20 protein-coding genes and 1 pseudogene are annotated in these 19,078 nt (G+C 36.3%); 7 read left to right on the top strand and 14 right to left on the bottom strand.

What is annotated here, in order from left to right; translation table 11 throughout:
- Positions 1 to 91: 91 nt before the first annotated feature.
- Positions 92 to 784, top strand: a complete 693-nt coding sequence (locus tag RDN22_RS05190; RefSeq protein WP_308556590.1) for a VTT domain-containing protein — start codon at positions 92 to 94, stop codon at positions 782 to 784.
- A 29-nt stretch (positions 785 to 813) separates the two neighbouring features.
- On the opposite strand, the gene RDN22_RS05185 is transcribed toward RDN22_RS05190, so the two are convergent.
- The 4 genes from RDN22_RS05185 to RDN22_RS05170 form a co-directional block, all read right to left on the bottom strand.
- The gene (locus tag RDN22_RS05185; protein ID WP_308556588.1) at positions 814 to 2,589 is read right to left on the bottom strand and encodes an oleate hydratase; all 1,776 of its coding nucleotides are present in this window, start codon (positions 2,587 to 2,589) and stop codon (positions 814 to 816) included.
- 117 nt (positions 2,590 to 2,706) lie between these two features.
- The gene (locus RDN22_RS05180; RefSeq protein WP_308556586.1) at positions 2,707 to 3,600 is read right to left on the bottom strand and encodes an RluA family pseudouridine synthase; all 894 of its coding nucleotides are present in this window, start codon (positions 3,598 to 3,600) and stop codon (positions 2,707 to 2,709) included.
- Positions 3,593 to 4,393, bottom strand: a complete 801-nt coding sequence (locus RDN22_RS05175) for an NAD kinase (protein WP_308556584.1) — start codon at positions 4,391 to 4,393, stop codon at positions 3,593 to 3,595. Before RDN22_RS05175 ends, RDN22_RS05180 begins: the two co-directional genes overlap by 8 nt.
- Positions 4,390 to 5,022, bottom strand: a complete 633-nt coding sequence (locus RDN22_RS05170; RefSeq protein ID WP_308556582.1) for a GTP pyrophosphokinase family protein — start codon at positions 5,020 to 5,022, stop codon at positions 4,390 to 4,392. The genes RDN22_RS05175 and RDN22_RS05170 overlap by 4 nt, the downstream gene beginning before the upstream one ends.
- A 74-nt stretch (positions 5,023 to 5,096) precedes the next feature.
- Here RDN22_RS05170 and RDN22_RS05165 point away from each other — a divergent pair, with 74 nt between their 5' ends.
- The gene (locus RDN22_RS05165; protein WP_308556580.1) at positions 5,097 to 5,705 is read left to right on the top strand and encodes a CYTH domain-containing protein; all 609 of its coding nucleotides are present in this window, start codon (positions 5,097 to 5,099) and stop codon (positions 5,703 to 5,705) included.
- Between the two features lie 86 nt (positions 5,706 to 5,791).
- Positions 5,792 to 6,409, top strand: a complete 618-nt coding sequence (locus RDN22_RS05160; RefSeq protein ID WP_308556579.1) for a DsbA family protein — start codon at positions 5,792 to 5,794, stop codon at positions 6,407 to 6,409.
- Here RDN22_RS05160 and RDN22_RS05155 read toward each other — a convergent pair.
- The 6 genes from RDN22_RS05155 to RDN22_RS05130 all read right to left on the bottom strand — a co-directional run bounded on the left by RDN22_RS05155 (position 6,395) and on the right by RDN22_RS05130 (position 11,104).
- Positions 6,395 to 7,261, bottom strand: a complete 867-nt coding sequence (locus RDN22_RS05155) for a competence protein CoiA family protein (protein ID WP_308556577.1) — start codon at positions 7,259 to 7,261, stop codon at positions 6,395 to 6,397. The genes RDN22_RS05160 and RDN22_RS05155 overlap by 15 nt on opposite strands.
- 76 nt (positions 7,262 to 7,337) lie before the next feature.
- On the bottom strand, positions 7,338 to 8,084 hold the full coding sequence (locus RDN22_RS05150) for an adaptor protein MecA (protein WP_308556575.1): 747 nt from the start codon (positions 8,082 to 8,084) through the stop codon (positions 7,338 to 7,340).
- 93 nt (positions 8,085 to 8,177) lie between these two features.
- A complete protein-coding gene (spxA, locus tag RDN22_RS05145) occupies positions 8,178 to 8,576 on the bottom strand; it encodes a transcriptional regulator SpxA (RefSeq protein ID WP_013641647.1) in 399 nt (132 codons plus the stop codon).
- Between the two features lie 232 nt (positions 8,577 to 8,808).
- Positions 8,809 to 10,542 carry a phosphoenolpyruvate--protein phosphotransferase gene (ptsP, locus tag RDN22_RS05140; RefSeq protein ID WP_308556573.1) on the bottom strand — a complete coding sequence of 578 codons (1,734 nt, stop codon included), beginning with the start codon at positions 10,540 to 10,542 and terminating at the stop codon, positions 8,809 to 8,811.
- Positions 10,542 to 10,808 carry a phosphocarrier protein HPr gene (locus RDN22_RS05135; protein WP_005718606.1) on the bottom strand — a complete coding sequence of 89 codons (267 nt, stop codon included), beginning with the start codon at positions 10,806 to 10,808 and terminating at the stop codon, positions 10,542 to 10,544. Before RDN22_RS05135 ends, ptsP begins: the two co-directional genes overlap by 1 nt.
- Positions 10,809 to 10,921: 113 nt before the next feature.
- Positions 10,922 to 11,104, bottom strand: coding sequence for a hypothetical protein (locus tag RDN22_RS05130; protein WP_308556567.1), 183 nt, complete (start codon positions 11,102 to 11,104; stop codon positions 10,922 to 10,924).
- A gap of 202 nt (positions 11,105 to 11,306) precedes the next feature.
- Here RDN22_RS05130 and RDN22_RS05125 point away from each other — a divergent pair, with 202 nt between their 5' ends.
- Both RDN22_RS05125 and RDN22_RS05120 read left to right on the top strand, forming a co-directional pair.
- The gene (locus tag RDN22_RS05125; protein WP_308556565.1) at positions 11,307 to 13,481 is read left to right on the top strand and encodes an AAA family ATPase; all 2,175 of its coding nucleotides are present in this window, start codon (positions 11,307 to 11,309) and stop codon (positions 13,479 to 13,481) included.
- A gap of 160 nt (positions 13,482 to 13,641) precedes the next feature.
- A complete protein-coding gene (locus tag RDN22_RS05120; RefSeq protein WP_308556563.1) occupies positions 13,642 to 13,923 on the top strand; it encodes a DUF1827 family protein in 282 nt (93 codons plus the stop codon).
- A 56-nt stretch (positions 13,924 to 13,979) separates the two neighbouring features.
- Here RDN22_RS05120 and RDN22_RS05115 read toward each other — a convergent pair whose 3' ends face one another.
- Together RDN22_RS05115 and RDN22_RS05110 are read right to left on the bottom strand one after the other, a co-directional pair.
- Entirely contained in the window at positions 13,980 to 15,551 is a 1,572-nt protein-coding gene (locus tag RDN22_RS05115; RefSeq protein WP_308556561.1) for a peptide chain release factor 3, read from the bottom strand.
- The gene (locus RDN22_RS05110) at positions 15,551 to 16,417 is read right to left on the bottom strand and encodes a hemolysin family protein (RefSeq protein ID WP_308556559.1); all 867 of its coding nucleotides are present in this window, start codon (positions 16,415 to 16,417) and stop codon (positions 15,551 to 15,553) included. Before RDN22_RS05110 ends, RDN22_RS05115 begins: the two co-directional genes overlap by 1 nt.
- A gap of 104 nt (positions 16,418 to 16,521) precedes the next feature.
- Between RDN22_RS05110 and RDN22_RS05105 the strand changes: the two genes are divergently transcribed.
- Entirely contained in the window at positions 16,522 to 16,983 is a 462-nt protein-coding gene (locus tag RDN22_RS05105; protein ID WP_308556557.1) for a hypothetical protein, read from the top strand.
- Positions 16,984 to 16,986: 3 nt separating this feature from the next.
- Here RDN22_RS05105 and RDN22_RS05100 read toward each other — a convergent pair whose 3' ends face one another.
- Both RDN22_RS05100 and recX read right to left on the bottom strand, forming a co-directional pair.
- Entirely contained in the window at positions 16,987 to 17,463 is a 477-nt protein-coding gene (locus RDN22_RS05100) for a hypothetical protein (protein WP_308556556.1), read from the bottom strand.
- A 13-nt stretch (positions 17,464 to 17,476) separates the two neighbouring features.
- Positions 17,477 to 18,289: a recombination regulator RecX gene (recX, locus tag RDN22_RS05095; RefSeq protein ID WP_308556554.1), complete on the bottom strand. Its 813-nt coding sequence runs from the start codon at positions 18,287 to 18,289 to the stop codon at positions 17,477 to 17,479.
- Between the two features lie 125 nt (positions 18,290 to 18,414).
- Here recX and RDN22_RS05090 point away from each other — a divergent pair.
- A pseudogene (locus tag RDN22_RS05090) lies at positions 18,415 to 19,026 on the top strand (class I SAM-dependent RNA methyltransferase); the annotation flags it as partial.
- Positions 19,027 to 19,078 lie beyond the last annotated feature (52 nt).

The raw sequence follows: 19,078 nt of genomic DNA, 5'->3' as shown, positions 1-19,078 counted from the left end.
TCAATTTTAAGTCATGACTTAGATAGTCATGGCTTTTTTATTGTCAAAATTTAAAGTAGAATAAAGGTAACATAAACAAGAAGGTGACAAAGTGAAACACAAAATTATTCGTATTACATTATTTATTCTAGGTGGCGTATTAGGTTTACTTCTTTTATACAAGTTGTATTTAAGCTACCTACCTGAATTAAGATTGTTAACTAACTTTGATCACCATAATGAAGAACTATTAGTAAAAATGGTTCGCAGTCACGGCATTGAGGATTTAGCCTTCCTATTCGTTCTAAATGCTATTTGTGTAGCTATTCCTGGCTTATCCAACGGTATCTTCTGTGTGTTAAACGGTATTTTATATGGACCTGCGTTTGGCTTTATCGTTAACTGGATCAGTGATATTTTAGGCCAAGTCATTTTAATGGAACTACTTCGAAAGCTGTATGATATCAAAAACATGTCACACAGTAAGATCTATAAATTATTGACGACGCAGAAATATCCAATGATTGCTTTAACGATCGGATATTTAATTCCATTCATCCCTAGCGCTACTGTTAGTTATGTTAATGTCATGATTAACAAAAATAATTTAAAAAAGCAGTTAATTCCAATCGTGATTGGTGTTGCACCATTTGCCTATATTTATGCTTATGGTGGCGACTCCATCTTGCATTTAGACAGCAGCAGAATTATCAAGGCGGTAATCATGTTTATCGTAATTGCCTTAATTGCTGCAGGAATTTTATTAATTATGAAAAGTCTTAAAAAGCACGCAAAAAAAGCTTGAGCAAATGCTCAAGCTTTTTTAGTTTAGAATTACATCAAGTTTGCTTCTTTTAATAATTCTTCTACCCAAGTTCTCTTGATCTTCTTCATGCCAGTCTTAACAGCTAATTTTTCAGGAAGTGGCATGTCTTGATCAACTAACTTCTTCTTGTCTGACATGTAGTACATAGCACGAAGCAATTGACGAATGTCATAAATAGAATCAAATACTTCTGGAACACCACGGTCAACATTAAGCAATGTGTATACAGCTTCCATAGCAGTTCTTACTGAGTATTCAGTTGTGAAGACAGTATCTCTTGTTGGAGATTCAGCAAAGTTACCAATAAAGGCAATGTTGACAGATCCATCTGGAACAACTGCTGGACGGTCGCCATCATGACGAGGCATGAAGTAACTAGTAACATATGGCATGTAAACAGGAACAGTATTCATGTTTTCTTCACTAGCCATTTCACTGATTTGACTTTCAGGAACACCTAAGTGATACAAAAGTTCTTCTGCGATTTCTTTACCAGTACAGTCAACAATTCTCTTCTTAATGTAATTACCTTCAGTGTCTGAGTAAAGTGCGTAGATCCAAACAACAATTTGATCTGGGTTTTGGCTCTTGAAGTGAGGTTGACGGTGGATGGTAAAGCTAAGTTCCCAGTTAGAGTCAACGATAGTAATAATACCACCAGTGTTAACCTTGCCATCATACAAGCTACGCTTAGTCAAACGTTCAAAGTATGGAGCAAGTTTTCTGTTTTCCAAAGTTGTAGTAGCTGAAACAAACCAACTACGCTCTGGTAAGTTTTCACAGAAGACATCAGGATGACCAAAGGCTGGATCTTGCTTAGCCAAGTTTTCCCATAACTTCCATGAACTACCCTTAGCGTGAGTAATTGGAGCTGGAGTATTTTGATCACCATAAGTTGAACTTTCAGTGATTGAACCGTTGGTGATAAAGACAATGTCATCTGGCGTTAATGGAATTTCTGTTTCTTTGCCATTTTGCGTCATGATAATCTTTTTGGCAATCTTTTCATTGCCTTCATGTTCTACTTCAACGTTTTGAACATGGCAATCATATTCAAATTTAACGTCGTGATCCTTTAAGTAAGCAAGTAATGGTTTAACCATTGATTCATATTGGTTGTATTTATTAAACTTCAAAGCAGTGAAGTCTGGCAAACCATCAATGTGGTGAATAAAGCGCATTGCGTAGCGACGCATTTCAGCTACTGAGTGCCATTTTTCAAAGGCAAACATAGTTGACCAGTATGACCAGAAGTTGGTCTTGAAGAAGTCGTCGCTAAAGAATTCTTCAATAGTTTCTCCTTCAAGTTCTTTTTCAGGAGTCATGATCAGCTTAACAATTTCGTTAGCACATTTACCTAAACCATATTGACCATCACTTGGTAAACGATCGCCGCGGTTATAAATCAAACGACAATTTGATGAGTTAGGGTCTTCTTTATCAAGCCAGTAATATTCATCAAGATATGATGCACCTGGAATTTCCAAACTTGGAATTGAACGGTACATGTCCCACAAACATTCAAAGTGGTTTTCCATTTCACGTCCACCACGGACAACAAATCCAGCATTTGGACGCTTAGCACCATCAAGAGAACCACCTGCTACTGGAAGTTCTTCTAAGATATGGATACGTTCACCCTTCATTTGAGCATCACGTACTAAGAAAACAGCTGCAGAAAGGCCAGCCAATCCACTACCAATAATATAAGCAGACTTTTTATCTACGCCTGCAGGCTTTTTAGGATCTGCAAAGGCTTCATAATTACCATTGGAATAATACATAAAGATGTCCTCTTTTCTGTACACGAATAGTTTTATATTACACCTTCAATTCTAAAGAAAGCGGTTTCGTTATGCAAGTTTTTTAGTAGCAAATCCTAATAGTTTTAGAAATTTTTATTAATTAAGCTCCTGCCATAATTTTTGCATGTCACTTGGATCAGCAATCTCAATCGTTTTATCTTCTCCATTATTAAAAGGATCGGGAAATCTTAGATAAAAGCAATTCAAGGCTTGGCGTGAAAAGTTGTCATCCACTCCATACAATGGATCACCATAAAGGGGATGACCTAAATAAGCCATATGCACACGGATTTGGTGCGTTCTGCCAGTTAACAAGCGTAATTCAACCAGACTAGCTCCTGACACTTGCTTAAGCACTTTATATTCTGTTTGTGCCTTTTTGCCCGATGCGATTACACTTCTCTTAACACCGCTCCCTGCTTTGCCAATCGGTTCATCAATCAAACCCGTCAATTCTTCATCTTTAAAATTGCCATGCACGATAGCATGATATTTTTTGACAAATTTTTCCTTACCGATTTTGCTAAAGCGTGCGTGAGCCACAGAATTCTTACCCACTAGTACTAAGCCTGACGTATCACGATCTAATCTAGTAATTACATGCGGCTTTAAATCTGGCTGCTTTTTTTGAATAAAATAGCCCATCAAGCGATTAACAATTGCATCATTATCTTCATAGCGTGATGGAATCGATAAAACACCTGCTGGCTTATTTAAGATAATATAGTTTTTCGTTTCTAAAACCGGCTCTACCGGATTGTTAGATGGCTTTAAAAAATCATTTTTCTTTTCTTCACCAGTAACAAAAATTACTTCATCATTAGTTTTTAAATGAAAACTGGTATATCTTCTTTTATGATTTACCAAAATTAAACCATTATGATGTTTAGCATTATTTAATGCTTGGTGTGAAAATCCTTTTTTTAACAAAAAAGAGCCCAATTTTTTTGGGTCTCTTTCTTGCACAATTAGTTTAAATAAACTAGTCATTTTCATTATCTCCAATAAATGCATCTTGTACACGTGACCAGAAATGATGGTGTCCAAATTGATCAAATTGAATTGAGTGATGTGAAATACGATATTCGATTTTCTTTGCATTTCTAACATCAATTCTGGCGCCATCAACTGTCATTACAAAGTGATCTGCATTAGGTACAATTGTAATCCATTGATCAGGTGCAATTACTATTGGAGCAGATAATGTTCTGAACACGCGATTATTGATTGAAGCAATTTCTGTCATCTGCAATGCTTTCAAGCGAGGATGAATTACTGCACCACCTAGTGATTTACTATAAGCAGTTGAACCTGTAGGCGTTGAAACACAAAGGCCATCGCCACGGAAGTTTTCAAACAATTCATCATTGATATACACATCAGCTTCCAAAGTATGCGATACTCTCTTAACTGCAGATTCATTAACTGCCAAGTGATAGCGAATCTCACCAGATTCTGTTAGCGTCTTAATTTCAAGCAATGGATATTTTGCAGGTGCGCCATCAGTTAAAAGCAATGCATCGACCATTTTATCAATATCATAGTTGCGCCAATCAGTATAAAAGCCTAAGTGTCCTGTGTGAACGCCGACAAAGCGTACAGAATCCACTTGATTTTCATAACGATGAAAGGCATTGATCAGTGTCCCGTCGCCCCCAACGGTAATTACCACATCAGGATATTTTGCATCAAAGACAACGTTTTTTTCCTCGAGCAACTTTTTTAAATGGGCCACTGTTTCCAAGGTCTTATCATAGTTATTATGCGCAATTGTTACTTTCATGATTTTTCCTTACCCTTATTTTTGGTAAAAATCTTTTGTGCTTCTTGGACCTCATCTTTAATTGATGACATTTCTTCATCTAATTTATAAGCAGCTTCAGCTGTAGACTTTAATCTCTTTGAAATATCGTCTGGGTAAACACCCTTATACTTATAATTCAAAGTATGTTCAACAGTAGCCCAGAAATTCATCGCTAAAGTTCTAATTTGAATTTCCGCAATTAAAGTCTTAGGACCCTCCGGCAAATATACCGTATAATTGATGACCATGTGATAAGAACGATAGCCTGAAGGTTTAGCATTTTGAATGTAATCACGCTCTTCAACTACCTCCATATCGTCTCGAGCATGAATCAAATCTACTACCTTGTAGATGTCATCTACAAATTGAGTAACAATTCGAATCCCAGCAATGTCTTGCATATCAGTCTCAATGACGTCTGGACTGATTACTCTTCGAGTCATTTTTTCCTTAATTGAATCTACTGTTTTTACTCTACCAATTACGAATTCAATTGGTGAATGTTCTCCCCTAGTTAAAAAGCCTTGTCTAAGGGAACGAAATTTAACCTTTAATTCGCGAACTGCTTCGTTATAAGGCCACAAGAAAGTATCCCAATCTATTTCCATGAGAAAACATCCCTTTCTTAGCAAACACTATAATTTTACCATATAATGGTCATATATGGTTTGGAGGAAAATTTATGAGTAAAAATCGTGAAATTGAAGCAAAAACATTATTATCAAAAAATGTTTATGAAAAGATCATCAATAGTTTCCCTGTCAAAGCTGACTTTGTTCAAGAAAACTATTATTTTGATACACCAGATGATTTATTAAAAAATCATCGTATCAGTCTTAGAATCAGAATTTATGCTGATCATGCGGAACAGACAATGAAAGTTCCTGATCCTAATCCTGTACAGAAGAATTTTCATGAAGTAATCGAAATTAATGACGATTTATCTCACGATCAAGCAAAAGAATTAGTTGCACATAAACACGTTGATTTTCAAGGCAATATTGGTGAATACATCGATCAACATTTTTCAGATCAAAAAGAGCAATTAGTACTCTTCACTTGGAGTAAAACCCGCCGCATTCTAATGAATGGTCCTAAAGATTGTGAACTAACACTAGATGCCACCTCTTACCCTGATGGTTATCAAGACTTTGAACTAGAAATTGAAAACACTGATCCTGTTTTAATTAAAGCAGTACAAGCTGAGCTTGAGCATGATTATGGCTTTACTCAAACAAAAGCTAATACCAATCAAAATAAAATCGCACGCGCAAGCGCTCACAGAAAATAACATATAGAAAATAAAGCATATTTTTTGTCACTGTTTTTTTTTCTTGCTAAAGTAACAATGAATAAATCACCAAAGAGGTCGAGAGTATGTTTGAGATTTTTCTATTCATCAATCCAATAGGGATTTACTGTTATGATACAGAACGACAAATTCGCGAAACCATTGACGAATTAGGAATTGATGTTTGTTGCCACTACATTCCAATTGCCAATGTTTGTCTAGTCAACGATGACATTATTCGCAGACGCAAGGATGCACAAAAGTTGCCAGATATTAAGAGCATTTCTACTGCAACTTATGAAGCTTTGCGAAATTATCATGCAATTAAGATAAGTTATGGCAACAAGAAAGCACGCAGATATTTATACGAATTGCAAAAGCATTTAAGCAAGGATGCTTCAGCATATACGCCTGAATTGTTGCAACAAATTGCCGATAGCTTGAATATTAAGACTTCAACAATTGATGCCATAAAGCATGGGGATTATTTAAAGGCATCAATTGAAGAAGACCAAAAACTAGCTAACCAATGGAACATTAAAGCTACACCAACGATTGTTTTATTTAATGAAAATAATGATCAAAACGGTGTTCTATTGGAAGGGCCAGTAAATCAGCAAGATCTAGCCAATTTGATGTTTCCAAATTGCGAAAAAGATTTTTCCGATTATCTGCCAATGCAGAATCACTTACGTCTCATTTAATGAGGCGTTTTTTTGTAAATAAGTAATTAGCACATTCTCGTCTCCAGGATTGCGGTATTTAAATACTTCATCTGGCAAATCGCTGATACTTATTTTTTGTCGATAAAGCAACTCTGCTACTTTTAGACCTAATTTGGATTTTTGCTTAATTTGTCTTTCTAAATATTTTCTCTGTTCAATTGGTTTACAAGTATATGCTTTTAATATTGGTTTAAAACACCAAAACTGCTTAATGCCAATTTCATCTAACGCAAAATATTTAGTTTGATAATGCAATTTTCTAGTAACAGCTTCTTGGCAAATATTATATTTTAAACAAAAACAATTTTTAGCTGGATTCACTTCTAAATAATAATTACCCCATTTTTGATTTTTTCTAAAAAAGATTAATTGCGTGTGCTTTAAATTTCGCTTCAAATAATGGCGCTGACCCACAATCCAAATATCGGTTACACCAATTTTCTGATATAAAGAATGTCGATGTTTAAACTCTGCATCACTAAGTGGTGCACATTGAATTTCAAATGCCAATTTCTTAGTAGCCAGCACATCCGCTCGAAGTTGACCATCGGCTAGTGGTATTTCCACTTCAGCACCAAATCCTGCCGCTGTTAGCGCTGCTTTAAACAGCATTTTAGATTGATGGTGTTCTTCTTTTTCACCCATCATATTTGAATAACTAGTTAAGTGCTTGAAAAAAGCGGACTTTTTCTCTGAGATAATCAAAATCACTTTTTTATTGCAATGCGGACAACGATAATTTTCTCGATTTAATTCTTTTTGTCTTGAATTAACTAAGTAAGCTTCACTTACTGCAAGTACTAATTTTTTATTTAACATGGCTGCATACATATTTTTTCACCCATGTTTTATTACGCAAAAAAGAGACGGATTTTTCTTCCGTCTCTTTTTCTTTATAAAATCTTAATTAGTTAGTTTGCTTAAGAAAATAGTAGCGAATGTGACCTAAAGCATCTTGCTCCATCAGGCACTTACCAGTTTCTTTAACTGTATTCATTTCTGCATCATCGATTTTGATGCCATATTCATTAGCAATTGCCCAAGCATCTGCAGGCTTTAATTCAGCATAATCTTCATCAAGAAAAGCTAATTCCAAATAATATTGTCCGCGTTGATAATACAAGCTTGAAGCCAAATCACTTACTCTTAAATTATCTGCCAGTTCAATTAAATTGCCCAACTCATTAAATCTATAAGCGTGGCGCTTTTGGAACTTCCAATATTCATTATTAGTATTCGCACTAGCATCTGCGTTAGCTTCGTTTTTTTCTTGTGTTAGCGGATCAAGTTCAGTATTTAAATCATCTTTTGGATCAAGATCGAAAAAGCTTCTTCTTGAATCGGAGTCCGCCTGTGTTGAATCACTATCATCATCCATTGAACCCATCATTTTACGCAAATTATTTGCGTCTTCTGGTTGGACTTTAGTAATCATTAAATCAAGGCCACCATTATTTGGCATTACTTGGAAAGTCACAGGTACACCTTTTGTAAAAGTATGATCTGTATCAACTTCTGCGAGAATTGAATAAAAGAATTGTTGAATCTTATCTTTATCGCCTAAAAGATCAAGAACTTTAAGGCCGCGACGAGCTAACTCTTCTTTATCGATTCTGACCCTAATTGTATTTTCATTAATATGATCTACTTGCACAGGATTTCACCTCCATGAATCATTATAGTATATTGTAGCGTATTTTTTGCTAAAAATAAAAGTGTCAGCATTAACACTAACACTTTAATCAAATTATAAATCTGCAATCTTTTGTGCTTCAGCCAATTCTAGACGACGCACTTTGCGTGGCAAGAATCGACGAATTTCGTCTTCGTTATAACCCACTTGAAGTCGACGATCATCCATGATGATTGGTCTTCTCAAGAGACTGGGATTCTTTTCTACTAAATCAAGCAACTGATCAATTGATAAATCGTCTAAATTGATCTTCAATTGTTGAAAAGCTCTTGAGCGGGTAGAAATGATTTCTTCTGTACCATTTTCTGTCATACGCAAGATTCTCAACAATTCTTTTTTAGTTAAAGGCTCAGAAAAGATGTTTCTTTCTTTAAAAGGAATATTATGCTTTTCGAGCCAAGCTCTGGCTTTACGGCATGAGGTACAACTAGGAGATACATATAAATCTACCATAAAAATCACGCTCCTCAGAACAAATAATTGTATACGTTCTTTAACTTACAACCAGTATAACATACTAACTTCTTTTTTGTAAGTGTCTATTTTATCTTTTATGTTACTTTCTTTATCTCTCCTAAAGATAAAGCGTGAATTATTTGTGAAGATTTTGTTTGTTTTATTTAAAAAAATTAAAAAATACAAAAAAAGAGACCAAAACTGGTCTCTTTTTGGATCTATTAGAAAATTACTTGTTAATCTTCTTCATTAAGTCGTTAACTAACTTTTCGTTTTCTTCAGCAGTTTCTGAAACAAAGCATGCTTCGTTAGCTAATTCCTTAAGGTCCTTAGTATCAAACTTCTTCATTAAGCTTCTGATACGTAAGATTGAAGTTGCACTCATTGAGTATTCATCAAGTCCCATTGAAAGCAAGATTGGGAACATGGTGTTATCACCAGCAGCTTCACCACACATACCACACCAAATGCCGTTTTCGTGAGCAGCATCAATAGTATGCTTAATCAAACGAAGTACAGATGGGTTATATGGTTGGTACAAGTATGATACGTTGTCGTTACCACGGTCAGCAGCCATAGTGTATTGAATCAAGTCGTTAGTACCAATTGAGAAGAAGTCAACTTCCTTAGCGAATTGATCAGCTAAAACAGCAGCTGCAGGAACTTCGATCATCATACCAACTTGTAAGTTGTCACCGATCTTAACGCCCTTTTCAATTAACTTTTGCTTTTCGTCATTCAAAATGGCCTTAGCTTGACGAAGTTCAGCTAATGTACCGATCATTGGGAACATAATACCAAGCTTACCGTAAGCTGAAGCACGAAGCAAAGCTCTTAATTGGGTACGGAAGATCTTTTCGTTCTTAAGTGAAAGACGAATAGCACGTACACCTAAGAATGGGTTCATTTCTTCTGGTAAGTCCCAGTAGTCTAAGTGCTTGTCACCACCAATATCCATAGTTCTGATGATAACTTGCTTACCGTTCATGCCTTCGATAACCTTCTTGTAAGCTTCGAATTGATCATCTTCTGTTGGGAAGTCTGATGAATCCATGTACAAGAATTCAGTTCTGTACAAACCAACGGCTTCAGCACCGTTTTCGTGTACACCTGGCATGTCGTTAGGAGTACCAATGTTAGCAGCAATGGTAAATTGCTTACCATCAGCAGTAACTGAAGGTTCATCCTTCAATTTCTTCCATTCAGCCTTTTGCTTAAGGAAGTCTTCACCCTTCTTCTTGTAGTCTGCAACTTGATCATCACTTGGATCAATAATTGCAACACCATCAAGACCATCATCAATTAACATATCGCCGTTCTTAACGTCTTTAGTAATTGAATCAGTACCAACTACGGCTGGCAATTCAAGTGAACGAGCCATAATTGCGGAGTGAGCAGTACGACCACCAATATCAGTAATAAAGCCCTTAACGTATTTCTTGTTAAGTTGAGCAGTATCACTAGGAGTTAAGTCGTGAGCTACAACGATAACTTCGTGATCAATTGAAGCTGGGTTTGGTAATTCCTTGCCAAGAAGGTGAGCCATAATACGCTTTGAAACGTCACGTACATCGGCAGCACGTTCTTGCATGTAAGGATTATCAGTCATACCTTCAAAAATTGCGATGAATTTTTGAGCAGTTTCATCAAGAGCAGCTTCTGCGTTAATCTTGGAGTCCTTAATTTCATTCTCAATAGCACCAGTAAATTCTGGGTCATTCAAAATCATTAAGTGAGCTTCAAAAACTTGAGCTTCTTCTTCGCCCAAGCTCTTCTTAGCTGTATCACGAATCTTTTCAACTTCAGTAGTTGATTCCTTGATAGCATCGTTGTAACGTGCTACTTCTGAATCAACATCATCGATTGATGACTTTGAGAATGAAAGATCAGGCTCTACAAGAAGATATGCTGGAGCAATGGCAATACCATCACTTGCGGCAATTCCTTTTAAAGTCTTGGTCATTATTCAGCTAAACCTTCTTTTTTCATAGTGTCAGCAATTGCGTCTAATGCGTCCTTTTCGTCGTCACCTTCAGCAGTGATAGTAACGTCTGCGTTTTGGCCAACACCAAGTGACATAACACCCATGATTGACTTCAAGTTTACTGACTTGCCGTTGTATTCCAAGTTAACATCTGAACCAAACTTTGAAGCAGCTTGTACTAAAAGAGTAGCTGGACGTGCATGAATACCTGTTTCTGCAATAATATGAAAATCGCGTTTTTCCATTGTGAATATCTCCTTTAAAATTGAAAAATTAAACTGGTAATAAATACCCATTCGAGTACTAGATTATCATGTTTTTGCGGTTAAGACAACAATAATGTAACAGTTTACATTATTTACTTATCAGTATTCGTTGCGGTATATACAATAGAACCGCCTCTTTTTGCTCTACCGGTAATATATTGTCTTTTACCGTAATTTCTAATAGTCTTTTGAAGCTCAAAGGCATCTTCAGGTTTAACCTCATACTCTTTGATCTCACCTGAAACCAATTGGTCCAAAATTTTTTGATAATCCAAAAATATCACCACACTTTTCAAATTTTATAATTTTTTTACACTTTATTCTACTCTTTATACTAAATTTTCAAAAATATTAATATTTTATTTATTCTATATAACAATTCTTACAAAAAATAAGTTTATTGGTGCTTAGCACTTGACTAGTGTGAGTGCTAATAATATAATTTTGGTACAGTTTAAATGAAAGGCGGTAATATTTTTGCTTTGCCAAAATTGTCATGAGCGGCCTGCCTCTATTCATCTTTTTACAAAGGTGAACGGCCAAAGCCGTGAAATTAATTTATGTCAACACTGTTATCAAGAATTAAGAAATCAACAAGGAAATCTAGAAAATATGAATAACGAATTTTTTGGCGACTTTGATGATTTATTCAACGCATTAAACGGAAATAACAACAATGCCGCAAACAATAATAATATGAGAAACAACGACCCAAGAATGCAAATGGGTGGTGGCAATGGAAATGGCGGTCAAGGTGGTAGAAGTCTGCTTGATCAATATGGTACAGATTTAACTGCCCTTGCCAAGAAAGGAAAAATTGACCCTGTAATTGGCCGTGACAAAGAAATTGCCCGTGTCATTGAAATTTTAAACAGAAGAACTAAGAACAACCCAGTTTTAATTGGTGAAGCTGGTGTTGGTAAAACTGCCGTAGTTGAAGGACTTGCTCAAGAAATTGTCGATGGTTCTGTTCCAGCTAAACTTCAAAACAAGCGTATCATTTCATTAAATGTTGTTTCATTAGTTCAAGGTACTGGTATCCGTGGTCAATTCGAACAAAGAATGGAACAATTGATCAAAGAGTTACAACAAAACGACGATATCATCCTATTTATTGATGAAATTCACGAAATTGTTGGTGCTGGTAACGCTGAAGGTGGTATGGACGCCGGCAACATTATCAAGCCTGCTTTAGCTCGTGGCGAACTTCAATTAGTAGGTGCTACTACTATTAAGGAATATCGTGATATTGAAAAAGACTCAGCTTTAGCAAGAAGATTCCAACCTGTTGAAGTTAAGGAACCTTCAATTGATGAAACTATCCGTATCTTAAAGGGTATTCAAAAGCGCTACGAAGACTATCACCATGTTCACTACACAGATGATGCTATCGAAGCTGCTGCTAAGCTTTCTGCTCGCTATATCCAAGACAGATTCTTGCCTGACAAGGCCATTGACTTACTTGATGAAGCTGGTTCAAGAATGAACTTAACTATTCCTTACATTGATAAGGATAAGATGCAAGAAAGAATCAATGCAGCTGAACAATTAAAGGAAGAAGCCTTGAAGAATGAAGACTACGAAAAGGCTGCTTACTACCGTGATCAAATTGAGAAATATGAAAAGGTAAAGGATCAAAAAGTTGATCCTGACAAATCCCCAATTATTACTAACAAGATCATGAACAAGATTGTTGAAGAAAAGACTGGCATCCCTGTTGGCGATATTCAAAAGCAAGAAGAAAACCAATTGCAAAACTTAGCTAGTGACTTAAAGGCTCACGTTATCGGTCAAGATAAAGCAGTTGAAAAAGTTGCTCGTGCTATCCGCCGTAACAGAATTGGTTTCAACAAGTCAGGTCGTCCAATTGGTTCATTCTTATTCGTAGGACCTACTGGTGTTGGTAAGACTGAACTTGCTAAACAACTTGCTAAGCAAATGTTTGGTTCAGAAGATGCTATGATTCGTTTCGACATGTCTGAATACATGGAACAATACTCTGTATCCAAATTAATCGGTTCAGCACCTGGTTATGTTGGCTATGAAGAAGCTGGTCAATTAACTGAACAAGTACGTCACAACCCATACAGTTTGATTTTGCTCGATGAAATTGAAAAAGCTCACCCAGATGTTTTGAACCTCTTCTTGCAAATCTTAGACGATGGTCGTTTAACTGATTCACAAGGTAGAACAGTTTCATTCAAGGATACAATCATCATCATGACTTCTAATGCTGGACAAGGTATTAAGAATGCTAGTGTTGGTTTCGCTGCTGAGAATGAAGACGAATCAAACGAATCAGCTAGAAACAACATGAGTCAATTCTTCAAACCAGAATTCCTTAACCGTTTGGACGATGTCATCGAATTCAATGAATTAACTAAGCCTGACTTACTCAAGATTGTTGACTTGATGCTTGCTAACACTAATAACATGGTCAAGGATCAAGGTTTGCACATTGATGTTACTGACGCAGCTAAGGAAAAATTAGTTGATGAAGGCTTCAACCCTGCATTAGGTGCTCGTCCACTTCGTCGTACTATTCAAGAAGAAATTGAAGACAAGGTTGCTGACTACAAGCTTGACCACGCTGACAGCAAGAACCTAAAGGCCGACGTTGAAAATGGTCAAATTGTAATTAGTGCTGAATAATTAAACAAATAAAAAAACTCATTCAAGTTATACGCAAAAAAGTTCTGGGATCAATGTCTCAGAACTTTTTTATTAATTAAAAAGAAAATATAAAAATATATATCTTGATTTGCGGTATACTAAAGTTGAGAGAAAAAGCTAAGAGAGATAGGTGAAATCCATGCATTTAATTGATGTAACCAATAACTATTCTGATTTGGTTCAGAGTCAACTTAACACTACTGACGCCAATTACGTTAAAGTATATTCTTTAGGCAATACTTCAGTTATCTACACTGAAAGTAAAGATGCGATCGGTATTGCACTTGAAAATCATGATCGCCGCGTCCGTGAAGACGAAGTTGAATTTATCATTAAGCGTTTGCTTAAAGACTATGATTCTTCATACACTTTGACTGTTGATAAGAGTCGCCACGTAATCGAAATTCACGTTGATAAATAACCAATAAATATTAAACAAAAAGAGAGCTACAACAAAAGTAGTTCTCTTTTTTGTTTTTATAATTTTTCAGTCAATTTAACATCTGGGTACTTATCGTGGAAGAAACGTTCTGCAAATTCATTTTCAAATAAGAATAATGGATTGCCATAACGGTCCTTAACTAATAAGTTACGGCTGTTAGACATTCTAGGATCAAGCTGATCTGGATCAATCCAACGAGCCACACGATGACCGATGCTGTTCATTTCAACTTCTGAGTTATATTCGTTCTTCATTCTGAATTGGAATACTTCAAATTGCAATTGACCAACAGCACCTAAAATGTATTCATCAGTTTGGTAATTACGGTAAAGCTGAATAGCACCTTCTTGAACCAACTGATTCATTCCCTTATGGAATGACTTTTGTTTCATTACGTTCTTAGCAGTTACACGCATGAACAATTCAGGAGTAAATTCTGGAAGTGGTGGGTAAACGATCTTCCGTTTACCAGCATAAATACTATCACCAATTTGGAAATTACCCGTATCGTATAAACCTACGATATCTCCTGCAACCGCATCTGAAACTTGAACACGTTCACTAGACATAAATTCTGTTGCGTTATTCAAACGAATTGGCTTATCAGTTCTAGCTAAAGTTACATCTAGTCCCTTTTTAAATTCACCGCTACCTATACGAACAAAGGCAATTCTATCACGGTGATGTGGGTTCATATTAGCCTGAATCTTGAAGACAAAGCCTGAGAATTCTGGATCATCTGGGCTTAATTCTTCATCCCCATTAACAGTGTGACTTTCTGGAGCTGGAGCCAAATCAACGAAGCTGTTTAAGAAGGTTTCTACACCAAAATTAGTCAAAGCTGAACCAAAGAAGACAGGGGTCTGATCCCCCATAGCAATCTTTTCACGGTCGAACTTATTACCTGCTTCTTTAATTAATTCAATTTCATCAAGGGTGTCCTTGAATTGTGGATCTTGACTAAGTGGTTCACTGTCTGGCAAAGTGCCATCTTCATTCAATGGTATGAAGCGATCTGCACCATCTTTGCGGTAAAGTTCGACACGCTTATTTGCGATATCGTAAAGTCCCTTTAAAGTTTGACCTGAACCAATTGGCCAGTTCATTGCCACACCTTCGATACCTAATAAATCTTCTAGTTCAGCAATCAAATCTAGTGGTGGACGGCCATCACGGTCAAGCTTGTTCATAAAAGTAAAAATTGGGATACCACGTTGTTTTACAACTTTGAACAACTTCTTAGTTTGAGGTTCGATACCTTTAGCTGAGTCAATTACCATGACAGCTGAGTCAACGGCCATCAATGTACGGTAGGTGTCTTCAGAGAAGTCTTGGTGACCTGGCGTATCCAAAATATTGATTCGCTTGCCTTTGTATTCAAACTGCATAACAGAACTAGTAACGGAAATACCACGCTTTTTTTCGATTTCCATCCAGTCACTAGTAGCATAGTTACCGGTCTTACGTGCTTTAACGGTACCAGCTTTACGAATTACCCCACCAAAAAGCAGCATTTGTTCAGTAATAGTCGTCTTACCTGCGTCAGGGTGTGAAATAATCGCAAAAGTTCTTCTTTTATTTACTTTATCTGCTAACTCTTTATCCATTAGTCTTTTATATCTTCTTCCTTTTTTACTCCATTATCTGACAATAATACTGTCAAAAGTCTTGAGCCTTTCATCCTTCTAGTTGTGAGTGTCTTGCCATCCCCAATATCAACTGTCAGCTTCTCTCCTTTGGCTGGAATTACCTTCAGAGTATTGATAACGTATCCTGCCACTGTATCCACGTCTTCCATTTCAAGACGCGTATTAAATTGCTCATTAAAATCATCAAGTGGCATCTTGCCGTAAATAATATATTTATGAGGCGCAATTTGATTATACAAAACTTCTGTATGATCAACTTCATCATCGATATCGCCGACGATTTCTTCAACCAAATCCTCAATAGTTGCAAGACCAGTAACGCCACCATATTCATCCATCAAAATAGCTAATTGTCTTTGTGTTTGCTGCATCTCCATCAGCAAATCCCCTAGTTCAGCTGTTTCAGGCGCAAACAGTGGCTCTGTCATTACATCATCATAATCAAGATTTTCAAAACCCTTTTGTCTAGCCATACGCAAAAGGCTTCGAATGTGAATGACACCGACGATTTTATCTTTATCTCGCTTATAAACCGGGATACGTGAATAAGGTTCACGCAAAATCTCATCCAAATTGTCTTGAAGGCTTACTTCTGCATCTACCATAAATGCATCCATTCTCGGCACCATTACTTCACGAGCCATTTTACCTTGAAATTCAAGGATACCTTCAAGCATAGAAAATTCTTTATCATCAATCTTATGACTATCATGCAAGTTGATGATTTCTTTTTCTAAATGATCTTTAGTTTCTTCTTTTTTGTCGCCTGATAAACGATTTTTCAAGCGATCAAAAAAATTATCCGCTCCAGGATCACTACTCATTTGTATACTCTCTTTCTAAAAAAGTCATCTAAATAAAGATATTATAGCATAGAGCCGTTGTCATTATGTTAAAATAGCACATAAGACTAAGGAGGTTGGATACAATGAAAAAAAGCCATATCTTGCTTGTTTTCACATTTTTATTGCTTATCCCATATATTTGCAGTCTAGCAATTATTGGTATTGGCTATAATGCACTAGTTTTGCACTCAGCAGAAATTTGCCGTACGCTAATTGGTGCTTTAGTTGGCTCTGTCATTATGTTTGCTGTTAAAGCAACAATTCAACGTCCAGTTGACTTGTTAGCTGTTCAAACTAACGATGGCTTATTAAAACAGCTTTTGCGTTTCTTCAGTATTAGACGACGCTACTTCTTACTTTTTGCCAATATTGTCTTAGACTTCATTTTATGCCTCGCTTCAACATATCTAGTTCGTTCAGTTTTGACGCTAGACCAAATCGTAGGCAGTTCAATCGGCTATGTCTTATTGATTATGTTTGTTTCAACTTGTCTTGGAGCTTACGTAGAATATGACAATCTATCAATCGATCCGCAACAACATTAATTTTTATTTACTGGCCTTCAAGTATAAATCTTGGGTCAGTTTTTTTGTATCCATATCAAGATCCCAGACCATGTATGGCGTATCACTATCACCTAAGTTTTGGTAAACTTTAATGCCACTATCAACTACCTTTTTAACAAAGCTAGATACAGTACTGGTTAAAGGCAAGTTAAAGAAAACAAGATTTTGATTTTCTTGTTCTTCTTCTGCTACTTCTGCTTTAGGCAATTCAAATTTCATAAGACCAGTTGGCACCTTATCTGTATCGGCTAAAACACCATACCAGTACATGAAGCTATCTGGTCCTGATACGATCAATGCAGTACGCTTATTTTCCAAGTTATTGTCAGCTAAAAACTTTTGAAAAGTTTCGTCATTTTCCATTTGTTGATTTGCATCCATAAAGCTCTTTTGAGCATTCATCAAACTAGCTGGAAAAGGACGACCTACAAACATCTTTTCATCAATAGTTTTCTTCATTTTTATCTCCTAATTAATATTCTGCTAATTCATCCAAATCAATTACTTCGCCATTTAAGAAAGCATCAATTTCTCCTGATGAAAAACCATGGCTAAACAAATATTTTTTTATCTTAAATTTGCGCTCGGCATCATCAAAGCGACGAAATCTCTTATATGCTTTAATGCCTTGTTTTTTCAAAGCTTCCATCTGCATATCTTCATCATTTGCTAAGTCTAAAGAAGAGATGACTTCACTACTAATGCCGCTATCAAAGCCATGCGTCAATAATTTACTTCTCATCTTGCGCTCAATTTCTCTTTGCGCAATTTTCCCTACTTGATGCACCATCGATTTAATTACTCTCTGACCGACTTCGATCCAGTCTTCATCATCAACTTCATCAAGTTCTACTTGGCTGATCTCAGGATCCACGCCTTTTTGAGTTAATTTACGCAATAGACTTTTAGGACCATCTGAACCCACGCGAAGGTCATTCTTGATAAAAAGTTTTACATATTGTTGGTCATCCAAATAGCCTAATTCATTTAACTGACTAACGGCACTGTTTGCTGCTTCATCAGAAATATCGTGCTTTTTTAAATATTGCAAAACTTCAAACACAGTTCGAGGTTCATAACTCAAAAAATGAGCGGCTAAATCACTAGCTTTGGCATCTGCATCAAATTGACGAATTTTTTCAATTTGAGCATCATCTAATTCTTTTCCTTTTAACAAAACAAACTCAGCTACAGTTTTTTCACTAGCAGAAAAAGCATATTTGCCATCCAAAAAAATATTATAGCGTCCTGGACGTCGTTGTGCACTTACTTTGGTTATTAACACCTTTTTCACCTCGCAATATTCTAAATTACATGCTAGCAAATTTTTGTAATGCTTGCTAAGAACTTTTTTTAGGTAGTACAATTAATAGCAATGTAATTTAGTTTTTAGTAGAAAGAATAAGGATAATGAATAGAAAATTTTCCAAAAATAAACCACGTGAAAAAGACGTCATTATCACCATTAAACGCTTAGGCATCAATGGTGAAGGTATCGGTTATTACAAGAAGAAGATCATCTTCATCCCTGGCGCTTTGCCAGGTGAAGTAGTCGTAGCCAAAATCGTAAAGAGCTACCCTCACTACATTGAAGGTGAACTAGTTCGCATTAAAGAAAAAAGCCCTGATCGCGTTGACTTCCCTGAAGGTGTTGACCCAGAAATCGGTGGCTTAGAGCTTGCTCACTTGTCTTATGACAAGCAACTTGAATTCAAGCGCAACAACATGCTTGAATCTCTTAAGAAGTACCATCCACGTGGCTACAATAAATACAAAGTCAAAAAGACCATCCCTGCTCCAGATCCATGGCATTACCGTAATAAGGCTCAATACCAAATTGAAAACTCACACGGTAAAACCAAGTTGGGACTTTTTGCACCAAACTCACATCGCTTAATTGATTTACCAAAGATGCCTACTCAAAGTGAAGACACGCAAAAAACAGAACGTGAAATCAAAGAATTAATCGAAAAATTGCACGTTCCAGTTGCAAACTACCGTCGTCACTTGCCAGGTGTCAAACATCCTAAAGTATAAGGTGAATAGAAGCATGACGATGCTTTTATTCACCTTT

It is taken from the genome of uncultured Lactobacillus sp., assembly GCF_902491705.1.
Lineage (GTDB): Bacteria > Bacillota > Bacilli > Lactobacillales > Lactobacillaceae > Lactobacillus.
The sequence above is the reverse complement of the archived record's forward strand: the minus strand, read 5'-3'. Positions and strand labels throughout refer to the sequence as shown.

Bases quoted from the DNA above. Each gene is read 5' to 3' on its own strand.
- RDN22_RS05185 (WP_308556588.1), bottom strand. From the start codon at position 2,589: ATGTATTATTCCAATGGTAATTATGAAGCCTTTGCAGATCCTAAAAAG.
- RDN22_RS05110 (WP_308556559.1), bottom strand. From the start codon at position 16,417: ATGAGTAGTGATCCTGGAGCGGATAATTTTTTTGATCGCTTGAAAAAT.
- RDN22_RS05100 (WP_308556556.1), bottom strand. From the start codon at position 17,463: ATGAAGAAAACTATTGATGAAAAGATGTTTGTAGGTCGTCCTTTTCCA.
- RDN22_RS05170 (WP_308556582.1), bottom strand. From the start codon at position 5,022: ATGGAAATAGATTGGGATACTTTCTTGTGGCCTTATAACGAAGCAGTT.
- RDN22_RS05120 (WP_308556563.1), top strand. From the start codon at position 13,642: ATGCATTTAATTGATGTAACCAATAACTATTCTGATTTGGTTCAGAGT.
- RDN22_RS05155 (WP_308556577.1), bottom strand. From the start codon at position 7,261: ATGTATGCAGCCATGTTAAATAAAAAATTAGTACTTGCAGTAAGTGAA.
- RDN22_RS05165 (WP_308556580.1), top strand. From the start codon at position 5,097: ATGAGTAAAAATCGTGAAATTGAAGCAAAAACATTATTATCAAAAAAT.
- RDN22_RS05180 (WP_308556586.1), bottom strand. From the start codon at position 3,600: ATGACTAGTTTATTTAAACTAATTGTGCAAGAAAGAGACCCAAAAAAA.
- RDN22_RS05175 (WP_308556584.1), bottom strand. From the start codon at position 4,393: ATGAAAGTAACAATTGCGCATAATAACTATGATAAGACCTTGGAAACA.
- RDN22_RS05105 (WP_308556557.1), top strand. From the start codon at position 16,522: ATGAAAAAAAGCCATATCTTGCTTGTTTTCACATTTTTATTGCTTATC.
- RDN22_RS05135 (WP_005718606.1), bottom strand. From the start codon at position 10,808: ATGGAAAAACGCGATTTTCATATTATTGCAGAAACAGGTATTCATGCA.
- RDN22_RS05115 (WP_308556561.1), bottom strand. From the start codon at position 15,551: ATGGATAAAGAGTTAGCAGATAAAGTAAATAAAAGAAGAACTTTTGCG.
- ptsP (WP_308556573.1), bottom strand. From the start codon at position 10,542: ATGACCAAGACTTTAAAAGGAATTGCCGCAAGTGATGGTATTGCCATT.
- RDN22_RS05160 (WP_308556579.1), top strand. From the start codon at position 5,792: ATGTTTGAGATTTTTCTATTCATCAATCCAATAGGGATTTACTGTTAT.
- spxA (WP_013641647.1), bottom strand. From the start codon at position 8,576: ATGGTAGATTTATATGTATCTCCTAGTTGTACCTCATGCCGTAAAGCC.